The sequence below is a fragment of the Streptomyces sp. 8L genome (genome assembly GCF_020176795.1).
In the GTDB taxonomy this organism is placed as follows: Bacteria; Actinomycetota; Actinomycetes; order Streptomycetales; family Streptomycetaceae; genus Streptomyces.
The window spans coordinates 1-16,774 of sequence record NZ_JAIUKE010000275.1 but is presented as its reverse complement, the minus strand read 5'-3'; the positions used below and the strand labels follow the sequence as shown (position 1 = coordinate 16,774).

11 protein-coding genes and 1 pseudogene are annotated in these 16,774 nt (G+C 72.9%); 6 read left to right on the top strand and 6 right to left on the bottom strand.

The window, feature by feature from the left end; translation table 11 throughout:
• Window positions 1–287 precede the first annotated feature (287 nt).
• Window positions 288–1,928: a phosphoglucomutase (alpha-D-glucose-1,6-bisphosphate-dependent) gene (gene pgm, locus LCE31_RS22355; RefSeq protein ID WP_225016855.1), complete on the top strand. Its 1,641-nt coding sequence runs from the start codon at window positions 288–290 to the stop codon at window positions 1,926–1,928.
• A 110-nt stretch (window positions 1,929–2,038) separates the two neighbouring features.
• On the opposite strand, the gene LCE31_RS22350 is transcribed toward pgm, so the two are convergent.
• On the bottom strand, window positions 2,039–4,315 hold the full coding sequence (locus tag LCE31_RS22350; protein WP_225016853.1) for an FUSC family protein: 2,277 nt from the start codon (window positions 4,313–4,315) through the stop codon (window positions 2,039–2,041).
• Between the two features lie 125 nt (window positions 4,316–4,440).
• On the opposite strand from LCE31_RS22350, the gene LCE31_RS22345 reads away from it, so the two are divergent.
• Window positions 4,441–4,947 (top strand): hypothetical protein, encoded by a 507-nt coding sequence (locus tag LCE31_RS22345; RefSeq protein WP_225016852.1) that lies wholly within the window; start codon window positions 4,441–4,443, stop codon window positions 4,945–4,947.
• A gap of 20 nt (window positions 4,948–4,967) precedes the next feature.
• Here the strand turns inward: LCE31_RS22345 and LCE31_RS22340 are convergent, their stop codons facing one another.
• Window positions 4,968–5,567: a helix-turn-helix domain-containing protein gene (locus tag LCE31_RS22340; protein WP_225016850.1), complete on the bottom strand. Its 600-nt coding sequence runs from the start codon at window positions 5,565–5,567 to the stop codon at window positions 4,968–4,970.
• A 119-nt stretch (window positions 5,568–5,686) separates the two neighbouring features.
• Here LCE31_RS22340 and LCE31_RS40920 point away from each other — a divergent pair, with 119 nt between their 5' ends.
• The 3 genes from LCE31_RS40920 (at window position 5,687) to LCE31_RS22320 (ending at window position 9,313) form a co-directional block, all read left to right on the top strand.
• Window positions 5,687–7,336 carry an FAD-dependent oxidoreductase gene (locus LCE31_RS40920; RefSeq protein WP_308042292.1) on the top strand — a complete coding sequence of 550 codons (1,650 nt, stop codon included), beginning with the start codon at window positions 5,687–5,689 and terminating at the stop codon, window positions 7,334–7,336.
• Between the two features lie 115 nt (window positions 7,337–7,451).
• Window positions 7,452–8,510: a Dyp-type peroxidase gene (locus LCE31_RS22325; RefSeq protein ID WP_225016847.1), complete on the top strand. Its 1,059-nt coding sequence runs from the start codon at window positions 7,452–7,454 to the stop codon at window positions 8,508–8,510.
• The gene (locus LCE31_RS22320; RefSeq protein ID WP_225016845.1) at window positions 8,507–9,313 is read left to right on the top strand and encodes a family 1 encapsulin nanocompartment shell protein; all 807 of its coding nucleotides are present in this window, start codon (window positions 8,507–8,509) and stop codon (window positions 9,311–9,313) included. Before LCE31_RS22325 ends, LCE31_RS22320 begins: the two co-directional genes overlap by 4 nt.
• 42 nt (window positions 9,314–9,355) lie before the next feature.
• Here the strand turns inward: LCE31_RS22320 and narI are convergent, their stop codons facing one another.
• Genes narI through LCE31_RS22300 form a run of 4 tightly spaced genes read right to left on the bottom strand, consistent with a single transcriptional unit; the run spans window position 9,356 to window position 16,112 of the window.
• Window positions 9,356–10,084, bottom strand: a complete 729-nt coding sequence (gene narI / locus LCE31_RS22315; RefSeq protein ID WP_225016843.1) for a respiratory nitrate reductase subunit gamma — start codon at window positions 10,082–10,084, stop codon at window positions 9,356–9,358.
• Window positions 10,085–10,142: 58 nt separating this feature from the next.
• On the bottom strand, window positions 10,143–10,781 hold the full coding sequence (gene narJ / locus LCE31_RS22310) for a nitrate reductase molybdenum cofactor assembly chaperone (RefSeq protein WP_225016841.1): 639 nt from the start codon (window positions 10,779–10,781) through the stop codon (window positions 10,143–10,145).
• Window positions 10,778–12,379 carry a nitrate reductase subunit beta gene (gene narH, locus LCE31_RS22305; RefSeq protein WP_225016839.1) on the bottom strand — a complete coding sequence of 534 codons (1,602 nt, stop codon included), beginning with the start codon at window positions 12,377–12,379 and terminating at the stop codon, window positions 10,778–10,780. The genes narJ and narH overlap by 4 nt, the downstream gene beginning before the upstream one ends.
• A 1-nt stretch (window position 12,380) precedes the next feature.
• On the bottom strand, window positions 12,381–16,112 hold the full coding sequence (locus LCE31_RS22300) for a nitrate reductase subunit alpha (RefSeq protein ID WP_225016858.1): 3,732 nt from the start codon (window positions 16,110–16,112) through the stop codon (window positions 12,381–12,383).
• A gap of 223 nt (window positions 16,113–16,335) precedes the next feature.
• Here LCE31_RS22300 and LCE31_RS22295 point away from each other — a divergent pair.
• Window positions 16,336–16,774 (top strand): annotated as a pseudogene (locus LCE31_RS22295) (hypothetical protein); the annotation flags it as partial.

Sequence of the window (16,774 nt, the reverse complement as noted above, 5' to 3'; positions counted from 1 at the left end):
GTGCGCGAGGGGTACGGGGACGGTCGCGGCCCTCAGGGCGGCGGGCGCGGGCGTCGTCGGGGTGGTGAGCGTCGTCCGGGTACATGGTCACAAGCGTCCTCCCACCCTTCCGTGCCCGGCCTCGTCCCATCCGTACCCGGAGTCGCACCGGTCAGCCGCGCACCACGCCAGCAATCGATCACATGGTCAGACCGACCCTGTGGACAAAGCGCGCCTGGTCGGGGCACGGCTTGAGAAGATGGGGCGACAGATCGATCGCGGGACGACCGAGACGGAGGAGTGGGCAGATGGCACACGAGCGAGCGGGTCGGCCGGCCGAGCCGGAGGACCTGACGGATGTCGCCCGGCTGGTGACCGCGTACTACGCGCTGCACCCGGACCCGGCGGAGCCGGACCAGCGGGTCGCGTTCGGGACGTCGGGCCACCGCGGCTCGTCGTTCGCGACAGCGTTCAACGAGGACCACATCGCCGCGACCAGCCAGGCCATCTGCGAGTACCGCGCCGGGCAGGGCATCGGCGGGCCGCTGTTCCTCGGCGCCGACACCCATGCCCTGTCGGAGCCCGCGAAGGTCACAGCGACGGAGGTGTTCGCGGCCAACGGGGTGGAGCTGCTGATCGACGCGGCGGACGGGTACACGCCGACGCCCGCGGTGTCGCACGCGATCCTGGCGTACAACCGCGGCAGGACCTCGGGGCTCGCGGACGGCGTCGTGGTGACGCCGTCGCACAACCCCCCGTCGGACGGCGGGTTCAAGTACAACCCGCCGAGCGGCGGCCCCGCGGGTTCGGACGCCACCGGCTGGGTCCAGGACCGGGCGAACGAGATCATCGCGGGCGGCCTGACGGACGTGCGGCGCGTGCCGTACACCCGCGCGCTGGCGGCCGCCACCACGGGGCGGTACGACTTCCTGGGCACCTACGTGGCGGACCTGCCGTCGGTGCTCGACCTCGACGCGGTGCGCGCGGCGGGCGTGCGGATCGGCGCAGACCCGCTCGGCGGGGCGTCCGTGGCCTACTGGGGGCGGATCGCCGAGGAGCACCGGCTCGATCTGACGGTCGTCAACCCGCTGGCGGACCCGACCTGGCGGTTCATGACGCTGGACTGGGACGGCAAGATCCGCATGGACTGCTCGTCGCCGTACGCGATGGCCTCGCTCATCGAGCAGCGGGAGCGCTTCCAGATCGCGACGGGCAACGACGCGGACTCCGACCGCCACGGCATCGTCACGCCGGACGCGGGCCTGATGAACCCGAACCACTACCTGGCCACGGCGATCCAGTACCTGTACGGGCACCGCGACGGCTGGGCGGCGGGCCTCGGGATCGGCAAGACGCTGGTGTCGTCCTCGATGATCGACCGGGTCGCGGCGGACCTCGGGCGGCGTCTCGTGGAAGTGCCGGTCGGCTTCAAGTGGTTCGTGGACGGGCTGGTGGACGGGTCGATCGGGTTCGGCGGCGAGGAGTCGGCCGGCGCGTCCTTCCTGCGCAGGGACGGCTCGGTGTGGACGACGGACAAGGACGGCATCATCCTGGCGCTGCTGGCGTCCGAGATCCTCGCGGTGACGGGCCGGACGCCGTCCGAGCACTACGGGGAACTGACGGACCGGTTCGGTGCACCTGCGTACGCGCGCATCGACGCGCCGGCCACCCGGGAGGAGAAGGCGGTCCTCGCGAAGCTCTCGCCGGAGCAGGTCTCCGCGGACCGGCTCGCGGGTGAGCCGGTCACGGGCGTGCTCACCGAGACGCCGGGCAACGGAGCGGCCATCGGCGGCATCAAGGTCACCACGGAGTCCGCGTGGTTCGCGGCGCGCCCTTCGGGCACGGAGGACGTGTACAAGATCTACGCGGAGTCCTTCCAGGGCCCCGGCCACCTGGCCCGTGTGCAGGAGGAGGCCAAGGCGGTGGTCGCGGCGGCGCTGGGCTCCTGACGGGCGAACCCCGGCCGGGGATCTCGCGGCCACGGGCGCGTGGGGCGGGCGCGTGGCGCGGGCGCGCCCGTGAGTCCTCGGCCGGCGGCACCGCGCTCGCCGGGTGCGCCTCAGGCGGCCGTCCGGCGGCCCCGCCGCTCCTCCGGGGTGGCCAGCGGCACGTCCAGCGGGCGGGCCAGGCCCATCACGCCCTCGTCCAGGCGCTGCAAGTGCCGCAGGACCCGGAAGGTGACCGTCCCGCTGCGCAGCGCCGCCGGGTCGGTCTCCTCCAGCATCGAGGCGATGCTGGCGCCCGACTCGATCTCACCCGCGGTCTGCTCGTCGGCGACGCGGGCCGCGAGGACGGTGATGTTGTGCGCGATGCGGTCCCCGGCCCCGGCGAGCCGGGGATCGGCGGCGATCCGCTTGCTGTACGGGACGAGTTCGGCGGTCGCGGCCAGCGATCGGGCGTGGTAGGCGCAGCTCTCCAGCAGCGCCACGAGGTAGCGGGCCGTCTGCCGGCGCTCCCGCAGCGGGGTGAAGGGGTGGGTGAGGGGCTGGACGGAGCGGCGCAGGTCGTCCAGCGCGGTGTCGAGGTCGCGCGCCATGTCGAGCAGGTCTGCGGTGGGCCCGCCGCTGAGCTGGGTGACGGCGGCCGACGCCACGTCGCCGAGCCGCAGCAGCACCGTGCGCAGCAGCTGGTCCGTCCTGCGGTCGGTCTGGACGGGCAGGACGATCAGGGCCGCGATGATGCCGCAGGCGGCGCCCAGGGCGGTCTCCTCGATCCGCAGGATGAGCACGGAGACGCTGTAGGTGTGCAGCAGCGTGTAGAGCACGCCGAGCATGGATGTGACGAAGAAGGACATCAGCGCGTAGCTCAGCGGCGCGGTGAAGAACATGCCGAAGATGCACAGCAGCACCAGGCCGAACGCGGTCCAGGTGTGGTTGCCGACGAGGCCCGCGAGCACGACACCGCAGACCACGCCGCTCATGGTGCCGATGAGGCGCCGGTAGCCCTTGACCAGGATCTCGCCCGTCGAGGAGGTGTTCAAAAAGACGACCCAGCAGGTCAGGACCGCCCAGTACCAGCGCTGGTCGGAGAGGAACTCGCCGCCGATCATGGCCAGTACCGACCCCGCGGACACCTGGAAGGCGGCCCGGGTGGAGCGCCGCCGCAGCCCGGTCTGCTCGGCCTCGACGGGCTCGACGGCGCTGCCCGCGGAGACCTCCTCGGCCTCGAACTCCTCGCGCGACCTGGTCGCCTCCGCGGTGTCGTCGGACTCGTCGCCGGGGCCGTCGAGGGCGATCCTGAGGCCGAGCACGGCGCGCGTCGCCTCGCCGATGCCGCGGAACACGTCCTGTACGGCGGGCGGCCCCGACGGCAGGTTCTCCTCGTCGCGGTAGCCGAGGAGCCGGTTCCTCAGGCGGTTCTGCGCGGTGCCGCGGTGCTCGGGGCCGAGCCGGGTGATCAGCAGGTGCAGCGCCCTGAGGTCGCGGCGCAGGATCACCGTGGTGTCCGCGCCGAGGCCGGTCGCGGGCTGCGCGGGCACGGGGGCGTTCGGCAGGTGCAGGGTGAGGGTGTCCGCGCGCTCCGCGCTGCGGGCGTTCAGCAGCAGCATGCCGAGGCGCTCCGAGGTGATCTCGGCGTCGGCGACGCGGCGTTGCAGGACGTCCGCGGTGGCGGCGTCGTCGGGGTTGTCGCCGAGCCTGCCCTGGATCATCAGCGCGGCCTCGTGCAGCCGGGCGGTGTGCCGCCGCAGGTCGACGAGGACCTTCTCCAGGTCCTCCGGGTCCGCGTCGAACATGTCGATCTGGATCGCGACGAGTTGGGCGAGCCGGGCCCTGAAGGCGGTGCGCAGGCGGCCGAGGGTGCCGGCCGTGGTCTGCCGTACGAGCAGGAAGCGGGAGACCGCGGCGCACGCGAAGGCGATGGCCAGGGTCAGCCACAGCTGCGGCAGTGCGGGGAGCGTCGCGTGGACGAAGAGCGACACGAAGTAGAACTGGAAGCCGAAGAGGCCGATCGTGTAGCCGCGGTCACCGAATCTGCGGGCGTACACGGCGCAGAAGATCAGTGCGAGGAACACCAGGTCGCTGAGGACGATCTGACGGCCGAGCAGAGCGCCGAGCGACACCGAGACCAGCGCCATGACCAGGCCGAGAGCCAGTGTGAGTGCCTGCTTGGGCTGCTCCTTCTCGCGGATGGCGAAGGTGGCCACCATGGCGCCCATCGCACCGGCCACCAGATGGATGACCTGGGTGTGCAGAGCGGCGAGCACGCCGAGGGTGAGCACGATGGAGCCGACGGTGCGCAGTGCGGCCATCAGCCGGATGAGTCCGGGGTCGGATGCCGAGAAGCGGTCCCAGATCCGGGTCCTGGCCCGTCCCGAGGCCCCTCGCGTCGCTGCCATCGTCTCCCCTGCACCCTCTTTCCGGCCATGGTCAGAGTTCGGTCCAGCATCGCACGACTGCCCCGCCGCGAGAGCGGCAGTCCCGGCGGTGGGGGCCCCTGATGCCCCCCGCTAGCCTCGGGGCCATGTCGAAACTCCTCCTCGTCCTGCACATCCTGGCCGTGGTGATCGGGCTCGGCCCGGTGATGGTCGCGTCGAGCATGTTCCCCTCGGTCCTGCGCCGCGCCCTGGCGGGCGGCGACGCCGCCGACGCGCGTGGCGCGCTGGGAGTCCTGGGCCGGATATGCCGGGTGTACGCCGCCGTCTCCATCGCGGTACCGGTCTTCGGCTTCGGCCTCGCGAGCATGCACGGCGGGCTCGGGAAGCCCTGGCTCGTCGCGTCGATCGTGCTGACAGTGGTGGCGGCGGGCGTGCTGGTCTTCCTGCTGCCCGCGCAGCAGAGCGCGCTCGACGCGCTGGCCGGCGGCGGCGGCGCGGAGGCCCCGGTGCCAGGAGCGGTGGCGGCCGAGGGCGCGCTCGCGGGCGCCCCTGCCACCGCGTCGGCCGCCGCGCCGGGCAGGCTCGCCATGCTGGCGGGGATCTTCAACCTGCTGTGGGTCGTCGTCGCCGTACTGATGGTCCTGCGCCCGTAGTACCGCCGCCGGGGGCGCGCTCAGCCCTGGTCGGACGGGCGCGCCCTGACGTGCATGCGCTCGCCCTGGCGTCCGAACAGCGTGAGGAACTCCACCGGCCGGTCGCCCACGTTGACGAAGCCGTGCGGGGTGCGGGTGTCGAACTCGGCGGCCTCGCCCGCACCCAGCACCAGGTCGTGGTCGCCCAGCACCAGGCGTAGCCGCCCGGACAGGATGTACAGCCACTCGTAGCCCTCGTGGCTGCGCTGTTCCGGCTTCTCGTCCCGGGACTCGGCCGGGCGGGGCGGGACGATCTGCTTGTACGCGAGGAGCCCGCCGAGGTGCCGCGTGAGCGGTACGAACGTGGTGCCGTGCCGTACGAACGGGCGGGGCCTGATGCGCGGGTCGTCGGTGTCAGGGGCGGCGACGAGTTCGTCGAGCGGCACCCCGTACGTCTTCGAGAGCGGCAGGAGGAGCTCCAGGGTCGGCTTGCGCCCGCCGGATTCCAGCCGGGACAGCGTGCTCAGCGAGATGCCGGTGGTCTCGCTGACTGCGGCGAGGGTGATGCCCTGCTTCCGCCGCAGCTCCCGCAGCCGGGGGCCCACCGCGGTCAGCACCCGGGCGAGGTCGTCTTCAGCCATACCTCTATTTGCCGACTCGGCAAGAACATTTGTCAAACGCTCGACGGCCGTTCCACCATCTCCCCCATCGGCCCGGCCCGGCGAAAAGGCCGTAGCCACACAAGGAGGAGGAGAGAGACATGTCGGCACAGAGGGAGCATGTCGATACGGTGGTGATCGGCGGCGGCGCGGCCGGCCTCGGCGGCGCGCTGGCCCTGGCCCGGGCCCGCCGCTCGGTCCTGGTGATCGACGGCGGCGCGCCACGCAACGCGCCCGCGGGCCACGTCCACGCCTATCCCGGCCGCGAGGGCACGCCGCCCGCCGAGCTGGCCGCCCTCGGCCGGGCCGAGGTGGAGAGCTACGGCGCCACCGTCGTGACCGGCACCGTGGCGTCGGCCCACCGGCTGCCCGCGGCGGAGGCGGACGGCTTCCTGGTCGTACGGGAGGACGGCACCGAGACGGTGGCGCGGCGCCTGCTGGTGGCGACCGGCCTGGTGGACGAGCTGCCCGGCGTGCCCGGGCTCGCCGAGCGGTTCGGCGCGGACGTCCTGCACTGCCCGTACTGCCACGGCTGGGAGGTCCGCGACACACCGATCGGCGTTCTCGCCACCGGCCCGCTGGCCGTGCACCAGGCGCTGCTGTGGCGGCAGTGGAGCGAGGACGTGACGCTGTTCGCGCACACCGCGCCGGAGTTCGACGACGAGGCGTACGAGCGGCTCGCGGCGCGCGGGATCGCCGTCGTGGACGGCGAGGTGACGGGTCTTGAGGTCACCGACGGCCGGCTGACCGGCGTCAGGACCGGCGACCGGGTCACCGCGCGGAGCGCGCTGGCGGTCGCTCCGCGGTTCACCGCCCGCGCGGCCCTGCTCAGGGGCCTCGGCCTGGCCGAGACCGAGCAGGTCATGGCGGGGCACCTCGTCGGCACCTACGTGGCGTCCGACGCGACGGGCGCGACAGAGGTGCCGGGCGTGTGGGTGGCGGGCAATGTGACCTCCCTCACCGAGCAGGTCATCGGCGCGGCCGCCGCCGGTGTACGGGCGGGCGCGGCGATCAACGCCGACCTCGTCGCGGCGGACACGGCGGCCGCCGGCGCCGCCCGCAGGGCGGCCGGGTCCGGGCCGGCGGAGGCCGCGGTCACCCACCGCGAAGGACCCGGCGCCGGGGCGACGACGCTGCGGGAGTTCTGGGACGCGCGGTACGCGCAGAGCGAGCGCGTCTGGAGCGGCGAGCCCAACGCCGAGCTGGTGCGTGAGGTCTCCGACCTGCCGCCGGGCCGCGCGCTCGACCTGGCCTGCGGCGAGGGAGGGGACGCGGTGTGGCTCGCGGGGCGCGGCTGGGACGTGACCGCCGTGGACATCTCGCGGGTCGCGCTCGGGCGGGCGGAGCGGCACGCGGCGCAGGCCGGTGCCGGCGACCGGATCGACTGGCAGTGGCACGATCTGAGCGCCACGTTCCCGGAGGGCGAGTTCGACCTGGTGTCCGCTCAGTTCCTGCACTCCGAGGGCGAGCTGCCGCGCGAGGACATCCTGCGCAGGGCGGCCGCCGCGGTGGCGCCCGGCGGGGTGCTGCTGATCACGGGCCACTCCGGCGGCGCGCCCTGGGAGGAGGACCACGGACACCCCGACGTCGTCCTGCCGACCCCGCGGGAGGTGCTCGCGCAGCTGCGGCTCGCCGAGGGCGAGTGGAAGGTCGAGCGCTGCGAGGACCACGGACGCGTCCAGACCGCGCCGGACGGCACCCGGGTGCAACGCACCGACAACACCGTGCGGGTGCGGCGCGTCGCGGGCTGAGGAGCCGGGCCGGGGCGGGGCCTTTAGGATCGGGCCGAGCCGGGAAGGCACCTGGGTGCGGAGTGGTCCGCGGGCAGGGCGTGCACCCTGGGCACGAGGAGACAGGAGAGCGGACGTGACGGCCGAACCATCCGGAGCACCGGAGCCGCAACCGGTGCTGAGTCCGCTCACCACCTCGGCGATCTTCCTGGTCGCCACGGTCGACGAGGGCGGCGAGCTGCCGGTGCGCGACCTGCTGGCCGACCTGCCGGGCCTGCGGCGCAGTTTCGGCTTCGGCGCGCCGGACGGCCACCTCAGCTGCGTCGCCGGCATCGGTTCCGCGGTCTGGGAGCGGCTGTTCGACGGCCCCCGCCCGGCGGAGCTGCACCCGTTCAAGGAGCTCGGGGGCCCCCGCCCCCGGGCCCCCGCCACCCCGGGCGACCTGCTGTTCCACCTCCGGGCGACCCGTCAGGACCTCTGCTTCGGCCTGGCCGCCGAGATCATGGACCGGCTGCGGGGCCATGTCACGGTCGTGGACGAGGTGCAGGGGTTCAAGTACCACGACGTGCGCGACCTGATGGGGTTCGTGGACGGCACGGAGAACCCGGAGGGCAGGGCGGCGGGCGAGGCGGTCCTGGTCGGCGGCGAGGACGCGGACTTCGCGGGTGGCAGCTATGTGATCGTGCAGAAGTACCTGCACGATCTCCAGGCGTGGAACGCGCTGCCGGTCGAGGCGCAGGAGAAGGTCATCGGCCGGCGCAAGCTCACCAACGTCGAGCTGGACGAGCCCGCCTCGCACGTCGCGCTGAACACCGTGACCGGCGAGGACGGCGAGGAGCAGCAGATCCTGCGGGACAACATGCCGTTCGGCAGCCCGGGGCACGACGAGTTCGGCACGTACTTCATCGGCTACGCGCGCACGCCCGAGGTCACCGAGCAGATGCTGCGCAACATGTTCCTCGGCACGGCCGCGGCGACCCACGACCGCATCCTGGACTTCTCCACCGCGGTCACGGGCACGCTGTTCTTCGCACCGTCCGCGGACTTCCTCGACGACCTGCCCGAGCCCCCGTCGCCGGACTCGGCGCGGCAGCCCGTACCGCCCCTACCCCACACCCGTGCCGAATCCCCCGAAGGCGGCAGCGCCGACGGGAGCCTGGGCATCGGGGATCTGAACAGGAGCACCGCCAAGTGAACAACCTCCACCGCGAACTGGCCCCCGTCTCCGCCGCAGCCTGGGCCGATCTGGAGGACGAGGCCCGGCGTACGTTCAAGCGCCATGTGGCGGCCCGCCGCCTCGTCGACGTGCCCGAGCCCGCGGGTACCGAGCTGGCCGCCGTGCCCACCGGCCACCTGGAAGCGGTCGAGGCGCCGGCCGAAGGGGTGCGGGCCCATCTGCGCCGCGCCCAGCCGCTGGTGGAGCTGCGCGTCCCGTTCACGGTCTCGCGCGCGCAGGTCGACAGCGTGGAGCGGGGTGCGCAGGACGCCGACTGGGACCCGGTGAAGGACGCGGCGCGCCGGCTCGCCTACGCCGAGGACCGGGCGGTCTTCGAGGGGTACGCGGCGGCCGGGATCGAGGGTGTCAGGGCGGCCTCGTCCAACCCTGCGCTCACGCTGCCAGCCGATGCCCGCGACTACCCGAACGCGATCAGCCAGGCGATCAGCGAGCTGCGGCTCGCCGGTGTCGGCGGGCCCTACGCGGTGGCGCTCAGCGCGGACGCGTACACGCTGGTGAGCGAGACCTCGGACCACGGCTACCCGATCCGGGAGCACCTGTCGCGGGTGCTGAACGGCGACATCGTCTGGGCGCCGGCCATCGACGGCGCGTTCGTCCTCGCGACGCGCGGCGGCGACTTCGAGCTGCGGATCGGCCAGGACGTGTCCATCGGCTATCTGAGCCACGACGCGACGAGCGTGGAGCTCTACTTCCAGGAGACGTTCACGTTCCTGACGTACACCTCGGAGGCGGTCGTCGCCCTCTCTCCGCACCGCCCCTGAACGCACCGCTCCGGCCGGGGTGAAGGCCCCGGCCGGAGCGGGTCAGGTGTCGACGCGCTCCCAGCCGCGGGCGTCCCGCGCCCTGGCCCCGAGCCGGCGGGGGTCACGGGCCCGGTAGACGATGTAGGGCCGGAAGAGGTACTGCACCGGCGCGCTGAACATGTGCACCAGCCGGGTGAACGGGATGAGCGCGAACAGCACCATCCCGATGACGGCGTGCACCCGGTAGGCGAGGGGCGCCTCGGCCATCAGGTGGACGTCGGGCGACAGCGTGAACAGGCTCCGGGCCCAGGGCGCGATGGTGCTGCGGTAGTCGTAGCCGCGGCTGGGCGTGGAGTGCGTGAACTTCGCGACGAGCCCGGCGGCGATCGCGCCGAGCAGGAACACGTACATCAGCTTGTCGTTGGCGGTGGTGGCGCGGAAGACGGGCGCGTTGGTGCGGCGCCGGTAGATCAGCAGGAGGATGCCGGCGACGGCGAGCAGGCCCGCCACGCCGCCGCCGTACAGCGAGAGCAGGTGGTAGGCGCGCTCGCCGAGGCCGAGGGCGTTCGTCCAGGACGCGGGCACGAACAGGCCCATGAGGTGGCCGGCGAGGACGAAGAGGATGCCGTAGTGGAACACGGGTGAGGCGACGTTGAGCAGCTTCGCCTCGTACACCTCGGAGGAGCGGGTGGTCCAGCCGAACGCGTCGTAGTGGTAGCGCCAGGCGAGCCCCGTGACGAGCAGCACGAAGACGATGTACGGGAGCGCGCCCCACAGCAGTGTGGTCATGGGTTCTCTCCGGTCGGCGGTATGTCCCGCGGCGGGCGGGCCCGGTCGGTGGGGCCGGTCAGTGGCGTCGGTCGGACAGCAGGGGCAGCCGGGCGGTGTGGCCGTACGGTTCGAGGCCGACGTCCTCGCGCGGCGGCCCCGACCCGGCGAGCGCGCGGGCCTGGGCGCGGTCCTTCGGGGAGGGGCCTGGCAGGGTGGCGCAGACCGCCGCGAGCGCCCCCGCGTAGGGGGTGTCCGCCTCGGTGAGCGCGATCCGCAGGAGTTCGAGGCCGGGCCGGTGCTCGCGCAGCAGCGCGTCCGAGCCGGTGCGCGCGGAGAACTCCAGGACGGCGGGCAGGAAGTCGGGGAGCTCCTCGCCGCGGAAGTCGAGGCCCCCTTCGCGGTAGGCCTGCTTGAAGCGGACCAGGGAGGCGCCCCTGCGGCGGGTGTCGCCGTCGCGCCACCAGCTCAGGTAGAGGCTGTGCCGGTTCTTGAAGTCGAAGACCCGCACATAGCCGGCGGCCAGCGCGTCGGTGCCGTGGGCCGCCAGGTGGTCGAGGAGCGGGCGCAGCAGGTCCGCCGCCCGGCCGCCCGCCTCGTCGAGCGCGGACCGCAGCAGCGGGAGCCGCTCGCGCAGTGCGGCGTCCGGGTAGGCGAGGCAGTGGGCGGCGGCCTGGTGCACGATCCGGGTCCCGTACGGGAGGGTGTGCGCGTTCACGGCAGTTCGCTCTCCTTGTCGGCGCGCTGGCGCCTGCTGCGCAGGTGGAAGGTCTCCAGCGACACCAGCGGCAGCGATCTGCGGCCCGAGTCGTCGCCGAACGGGCCCTGTTCGTAGGCGCCGGGCCCGCCGTCGTGGTCGAGGCTGCATCCGTCGTCGGGGAGGGCGGACTCCTCAAGGCGCCGGGCGTCGCCGAGCGCGGCGGTCGGGATGACGTACCGCTCCTCGTACTTGGCGAGGGCCAGCAGCCGGTACAGGGCGTCGACCTGCTCCAGGGTCAGGTCCGTGGCGCGCACGCCCGCGGTGTCGGGCTCCCTGCCGAGGTTGACGCTGCGCAGGTACGCGCGCATCGCGGCGAGCTTCTCCAGCGACGCCCGCACCGGCCCGGTGTCCCCGGCGGTGAACAGTTCGGCGAGGTATTCGAGCGGGATGCGCAGGGCGTCGATGGCGCCGAACAGGTTGCCCGCGTCCTCGCCGTCGAAGCCCGTCTCGGTGAGCGCCTCGACCACGGGCGACAGCGGCGGGATGTACCAGACCATCGGCAGGGTCCGGTACTCCGGGTGCAGCGGGAGCGCCACCTTGTACGTGCTGATGAGGGCGTGCACCGGCGAGCGGCGGGCCGCCTCGATCCAGTCGTGGGCGATGCCGTCGCGCTCGGCCGCACGCGCCACCTCGGGGTCCTCGGGGTCGAGGAAGCAGTCCAGCTGGGCCGCGTAGAGGTCCTTGTCGTCGGGGACGGAGGCGGCGGCGGTCACCTTGTCGGCGTCGTAGAGGATCACACCGAGGTAGCGCAGGCGGCCGACGCAGGTCTCGGAGCAGACGGTGGGCAGGCCGACCTCGATGCGCGGGTAGCACAGCGTGCACTTCTCGGCCTTGCCGGTGCGGTGGTTGAAGTACACCTTCTTGTACGGGCAGGCGGTGACGCACTGCCGCCAGCCCCGGCAGCCGTCCTGGTCGACGAGGACGATGCCGTCCTCCTCGCGCTTGTAGATGGCGCCCGACGGGCAGGCCGCCGCGCAGGCCGGGTTGAGGCAGTGCTCGCAGATCCGCGGCAGGTAGAACATGAACGTCTCGTCGAAGGTGAACGCGATCTTCTTGCCGATCTCGTCGCGCAGCTTCGCCACGACCGGGTCGTCGCCGCCGTGTTCGGGCGCGCCGCCGAGGTCGTCGTCCCAGTTGGAGCTCCACTCGATCTTCATGGGCTTGCCGGAGACGAGGGAGCGGGGCGTGGCGACGGGGAAGTCGTCGCCGAGCGGCGCGTCGGTCAGGTTGCGGTACTCGTACGTCCAGGGCTCGTAGTAGTCCTTGAGGGTGGGCAGGACCGGGTTGGAGAAGATCGTGGCGAGCTTCTTCAGCCTGCCGCCCTGCTTGAGGGTGAGGGCCCCGCGCCGGTTCAGGACCCAGCCGCCGCGCCACTTCTCCTGGTCCTCGTAGCGGCGCGGGTAGCCCTGGCCGGGCCGGGTCTCGACGTTGTTGAACCAGACGTACTCCATGCCGGTCCTGTTGGTCCATGTCTCCTTGCAGGTCACGGAGCAGGTGTGGCACCCGATGCACTTGTCGAGGTTCATCACCATCGCGATCTGGGCCATGACGCGCATGTCAGTACTCCACATCCTGCGAGCGGCGGCGGACGACGGTGATCTCGTCGCGCTGGTTGCCGGTGGGGCCGAGGTAGTTGAAGGCCCAGCTGAGCTGGGCGTAGCCGCCGATGAGGTGGGTCGGCTTGAGGATCAGGCGGGTGAGCGAGTTGTGGGTGCCGCCGCGCCTGCCGGTGGTCTCGGCCTTGGGTACGTTCACGGTGCGCTCCTGCGCGTGGTGCATGTAGACGGTGCCCTCCGGCATGCGGTGCGAGACGACCGCCCGCGCGGTGACGACGCCGTTGCGGTTGACCGCCTCGATCCAGTCGTTGTCCTTGACGCCGATGGCGCGGGCGTCGCCCGGCGCCATCCAGACGACCTGTCCGCCGCGCGAGAGCGACAGCATGAACAGGTTGTCCTGGTACTCGGAGTGGATGGACCACTTGTTGTGCGGGGTGAGGAAGCGGACCGTCACCTCGCGCTGCCCGTCGGCGCCCGCGGACGGCTCGCCGAAGAGGCGGTGCATGTCGAGCGGCGGCCGGTAGACGGGCAGCGCCTCGCCGAGTTCGTGGACCCAGTCGTGGTCGAGGAAGAAGTGCTGGCGGCCCGTCAGGGTGTGCCAGGGCTTGAGGTGCTCGGTGTTGAGTGTGAACGGCGTGTAGCGGCGGCCGCCCGACTCGCTGCCCGACCACTCGGGGCTGGTGATGACCGGCACGGGCGCGGCCTGGGTGTCGGCGTAGCTGATCCGCGTCGCTTCGTGTTCCTCGGCCAGGTGCGCCAGGGGTCGGCCGGTGCGTTCCTCAAGGGTGTGGAAGCCCTGGACCGCGAGGCGCCCGTTGGTGGTACCGGACAGCGCGAGGATGGTGTTGGCGGCCTTGACGGCGGTGTCGAGCCGGGGGCGGCCCGCGGCGACGCCGTCGTGCGCGGAGCCGTTGAGCGCCCGGAGCATCTCGACCTCCCGGCCGGGGTGGAGCGCGATGCCCTTGGCCGGCAGGCCGAGGTCCTCCGCGAGCGGGCCGAGCGCGGCGAACTTGGCGCCTACGGCGGCGTAGTCGCGCTCGACGACGGCGAGGTCCGGCAGGGTGGCTCCCGGCACCGGCTCGCAGTCGCCGCGCGCCCAGTCGCGGGCGGTCCCGCCGGGCTGCGCCAACTCGCCGGGAGTGTCGTGCTGGAAGGGCGAGGCGACCAGGTCGCGGCGGGTGCCGAGATGGACGGCGGCCAGTTCGCTGAAGCGTTCCGCGATGGCCTTGAAGGCGTCGAAGTCGGTTCTGGCCTGCCACGGCGGGTCGATGGCCGGGGTGAACGCGTGCACGTAGGGGTGCATGTCGGTGGTGGACAGGTCGTGCTTCTCGTACCAGGTCGCCGCCGGCAGGGTGACGTCCGACAGCAGGGTCGAGGAGGTCATGCGGAAGTCGAGCGAGACGAGCAGGTCGAGCTTGCCCTCGGGCGCGTCCTCGCGCCACACGACGTCGCGCGGACGGACGCCCTCCGGCGCCTCACGGGCGCGCAGCGAGGAGTGGGTGCCGAGCAGGTGCCGGGTGAAGTACTCGGCGCCCTTGGCGGACGAGCCGAGCACGTTGGCGCGCCACAGGGTCAGTACGCGCGGCCAGTTCCGCGGCGCGTCCGGGTCCTGGCAGGCGAACCTCAGCTCTCCGCTCCTGAGCCCTTCGACGGCCGAGGCGACCGGTTCGTCGGCGTCGCCGAGGTCGAGCGGGTTGCGGTCGAAGGTGGGGTACGAGGGCATCCAGCCGGTGCGGGCCGCCTGGGCGAGGCAGTCGACCCCCGTCATGCCCGCGAACCGGCCCTCGCCGAGCGGGGAGGCGAGGACGTCGGCCGAGAACGTGTCGTAGCGCCACTGGTCGGTGTGGAGGAAGAACCAGCCGGTGCCGATGGCCTGGCGGGGCGGCCTCGACCAGTCGGAGGCGGCGGCGAGTGCGGCCCAGCCGGTGTTCGGCCGGCACTTCTCCTGGCCGACGTAGTGCGCCCAGCCGCCGCCGTTGCGGCCCTGGCAGCCGGTGAGCTGGAGGAGCGCGAGGAAGGCGCGGTAGATGGTCTCGGAGTGGAACCAGTGGTTGGTCCCCGCGCCCATGAGGATCATGCACCGGCCCTCGGACTGCTCCGCGGTGTCCGCGAACTCGCGGGCGATCCGTACGCAGGCCGAGGCGGGCACGGACGTGTGGACCTGCTGCCACGCGGGGGTGCAGGGCGCTTCGGCGTCGTCGTATCCGGTGGGCCAGTCGCCGGGCAGGCCGGGCCTCGCGACCCCGTACTGCGCGAGCAGCAGGTCGAAGACGGTGGTGACGAGGCGTCCGCCGATCTCCCGCACGGGCACGCCGCGCCGGACGATCTCGCCGCGGCCCTGGCCGTGGACGCCGCCCTCGGTGTCGAAGCGGGGCAGCAGCACTTCGGCGGTACGGGCCCCGGCGGCGGCGCCCGCATCTGCCGCACCGCCTGCGTCTGCCGCACCGGACACGCCCGCCGTACCCGCCGCGTCTGCCGTCTGAGGGCCGTCGTCGGCTGCCAGTGTCAGCCGGGGCACGATGTCGCCCAGGTCGAGGTTCCAGCGGCCCTTGCCCGACTCGGTCCAGCGGAAGCCGACCGACCCGCCGGGAACGGCGGGCGCGTCCGTCGCCGCGTCCAGCACGACGGTCTTCCACTCGGCGCCCTCCCCGGTGTCGCCGAGGTCGGCGGAGCGCAGGAACTTGCCCGGCACGTACGCGCCGTCGCGCTCGGCCAGCGTCACCAGGAAGGGCAGATCGGTGAAGCGGCGCACGTAGTCGGTGAAGAACGGCACCCGCCGCTCGACGAAGCACTCCCTGAGGATCACGTGGCCCATGGCGAGGGCGAGGGCCGCGTCGGTGCCGGGGTGCGGGTGCAGCCACTCGTCGGCGAACTTGGCGTTGTCCGCGTAGTCGGGCGAGACGACGACGACCTTCTGGCCCCGGTAGCGGGCCTCGGCCATCCAGTGGGCGTCGGGCGTCCGCGTGACCGGCACGTTCGAGCCCCACATCATCAGATACGCGGCGTCCCACCAGTCCCCCGACTCCGGCACGTCCGTCTGGTCGCCGAACACCTGCGGCGACGCCACCGGCAGATCCGCGTACCAGTCGTAGAACGACAGCATGGAGGCGCCGATCAGCGACATGAACCGGGCGCCCGCCGCGTGGGAGACCATCGACATGGCGGGGATCGGTGAGAAGCCCGCGACCCGGTCGGGGCCGTGCGCCTTGATGGTGTGGACGTGCGCCGCGGCGATGATCTCGACGGCCTCGTCCCAGGTCGCCCGAACCAGGCCGCCCTTGCCGCGGGCGCGCTGATAGGCACGGCGCCGTTCCGGGTCGCCCTGGATGTCGGCCCAGGCGAGCACCGGGTCGGTGAGCCGTTCCTTCGCCTCGCGGTACAGCTCCAGCAGGACGCCTCTGACGTACGGGTGGCGCACGCGGGTCGGCGAGTACGTGTACCAGGAGAACGCGGCGCCGCGCGGGCAGCCGCGCGGCTCGTACTCGGGCCGGTCGGGGCCGACGGTGGGGTAGTCGGTGGCCTGCGTCTCCCAGGTGATGATGCCGTCCTTGACGTACACCTTCCAGCGGCAGGAGCCGGTGCAGTTGACGCCGTGCGTGGAGTTGACGACCTTGTCGTGGCTCCACCGGTCGCGGTAGAAGGTGTCGGCGTCCCGGCCGCCGGTGATCCGGAGGCTGTGGAGGTCTTCGGAGGCGTCACCCGGCCGGAAGAACTTCGCGGACTTCAGCAGCAGCGCCCCCGGCTCCTTCGTGGCACGCGCCTGTGCCCCCGCCCCGTCCGGTTCCTCCGTGGTGTCCCGCACCTGGACCTCCTGACCCGCGATCACTGCCCGTTGCCTCCCTCATCAAAGGGGAAAAAGGGCGGATCGCCCGGCGGATGGAACCCCCCGCGCGTCCGTGTGGACCTTTCGGCGTAAAGGGATGGCGCCGCGCGGCGCCGCGCAGTGCGATGGGACGGTGACCTTCGAGACGCGAGAGCCCCGTCCGGGCCGGCGGTGGGCGCCCGGCCAGTGGTGGAGCGAGCTGCCGCCCGCGGCGGGTGCCTGCGTGATGGCGACCTGCATCCTGTCCGTGGGGCTGCACCTGACGGGCCGTGAGGTGCTCTCACGCGCCGCGCTCGCCCTCGGCGGGGCGCTGTGGCTGCTGCTCGCGTACGACTTCGCGGCCCGGCTGCTCGGCGACCGGGGGCGCTGGCGGTCGGAGGCCGACACCCCGCCGGGGCTGACGGCCGTCGCGGCGACGACCGTGCTGGGCACCCGGCTCGCGCTGCTCGGATGGCTGACCCTGGCGGAGGCCCTGCTGGCCCTGGCGGCCGCCGTGTGCCCGTATCTGCTGGTGGCGGTGGTGGGGCACTGGAAGGCGCGGGAACCGGGCGGGGTGTTCCTGGTGTGCGTGG

What these genes read in the sequence shown, in the direction of transcription:
- LCE31_RS22345 (WP_225016852.1), top strand. Translation starts at nt 4,441, where the DNA reads ATGTCGAAACTCCTCCTCGTCCTGCACATCCTGGCCGTGGTGATCGGG.
- pgm (WP_225016855.1), top strand. Translation starts at nt 288, where the DNA reads ATGGCACACGAGCGAGCGGGTCGGCCGGCCGAGCCGGAGGACCTGACG.
- LCE31_RS22340 (WP_225016850.1), bottom strand. Translation starts at nt 5,567, where the DNA reads ATGGCTGAAGACGACCTCGCCCGGGTGCTGACCGCGGTGGGCCCCCGG.
- LCE31_RS40920 (WP_308042292.1), top strand. Translation starts at nt 5,687, where the DNA reads ATGTCGGCACAGAGGGAGCATGTCGATACGGTGGTGATCGGCGGCGGC.
- narI (WP_225016843.1), bottom strand. Translation starts at nt 10,084, where the DNA reads ATGACCACACTGCTGTGGGGCGCGCTCCCGTACATCGTCTTCGTGCTG.
- narH (WP_225016839.1), bottom strand. Translation starts at nt 12,379, where the DNA reads ATGCGCGTCATGGCCCAGATCGCGATGGTGATGAACCTCGACAAGTGC.
- LCE31_RS22350 (WP_225016853.1), bottom strand. Translation starts at nt 4,315, where the DNA reads ATGGCAGCGACGCGAGGGGCCTCGGGACGGGCCAGGACCCGGATCTGG.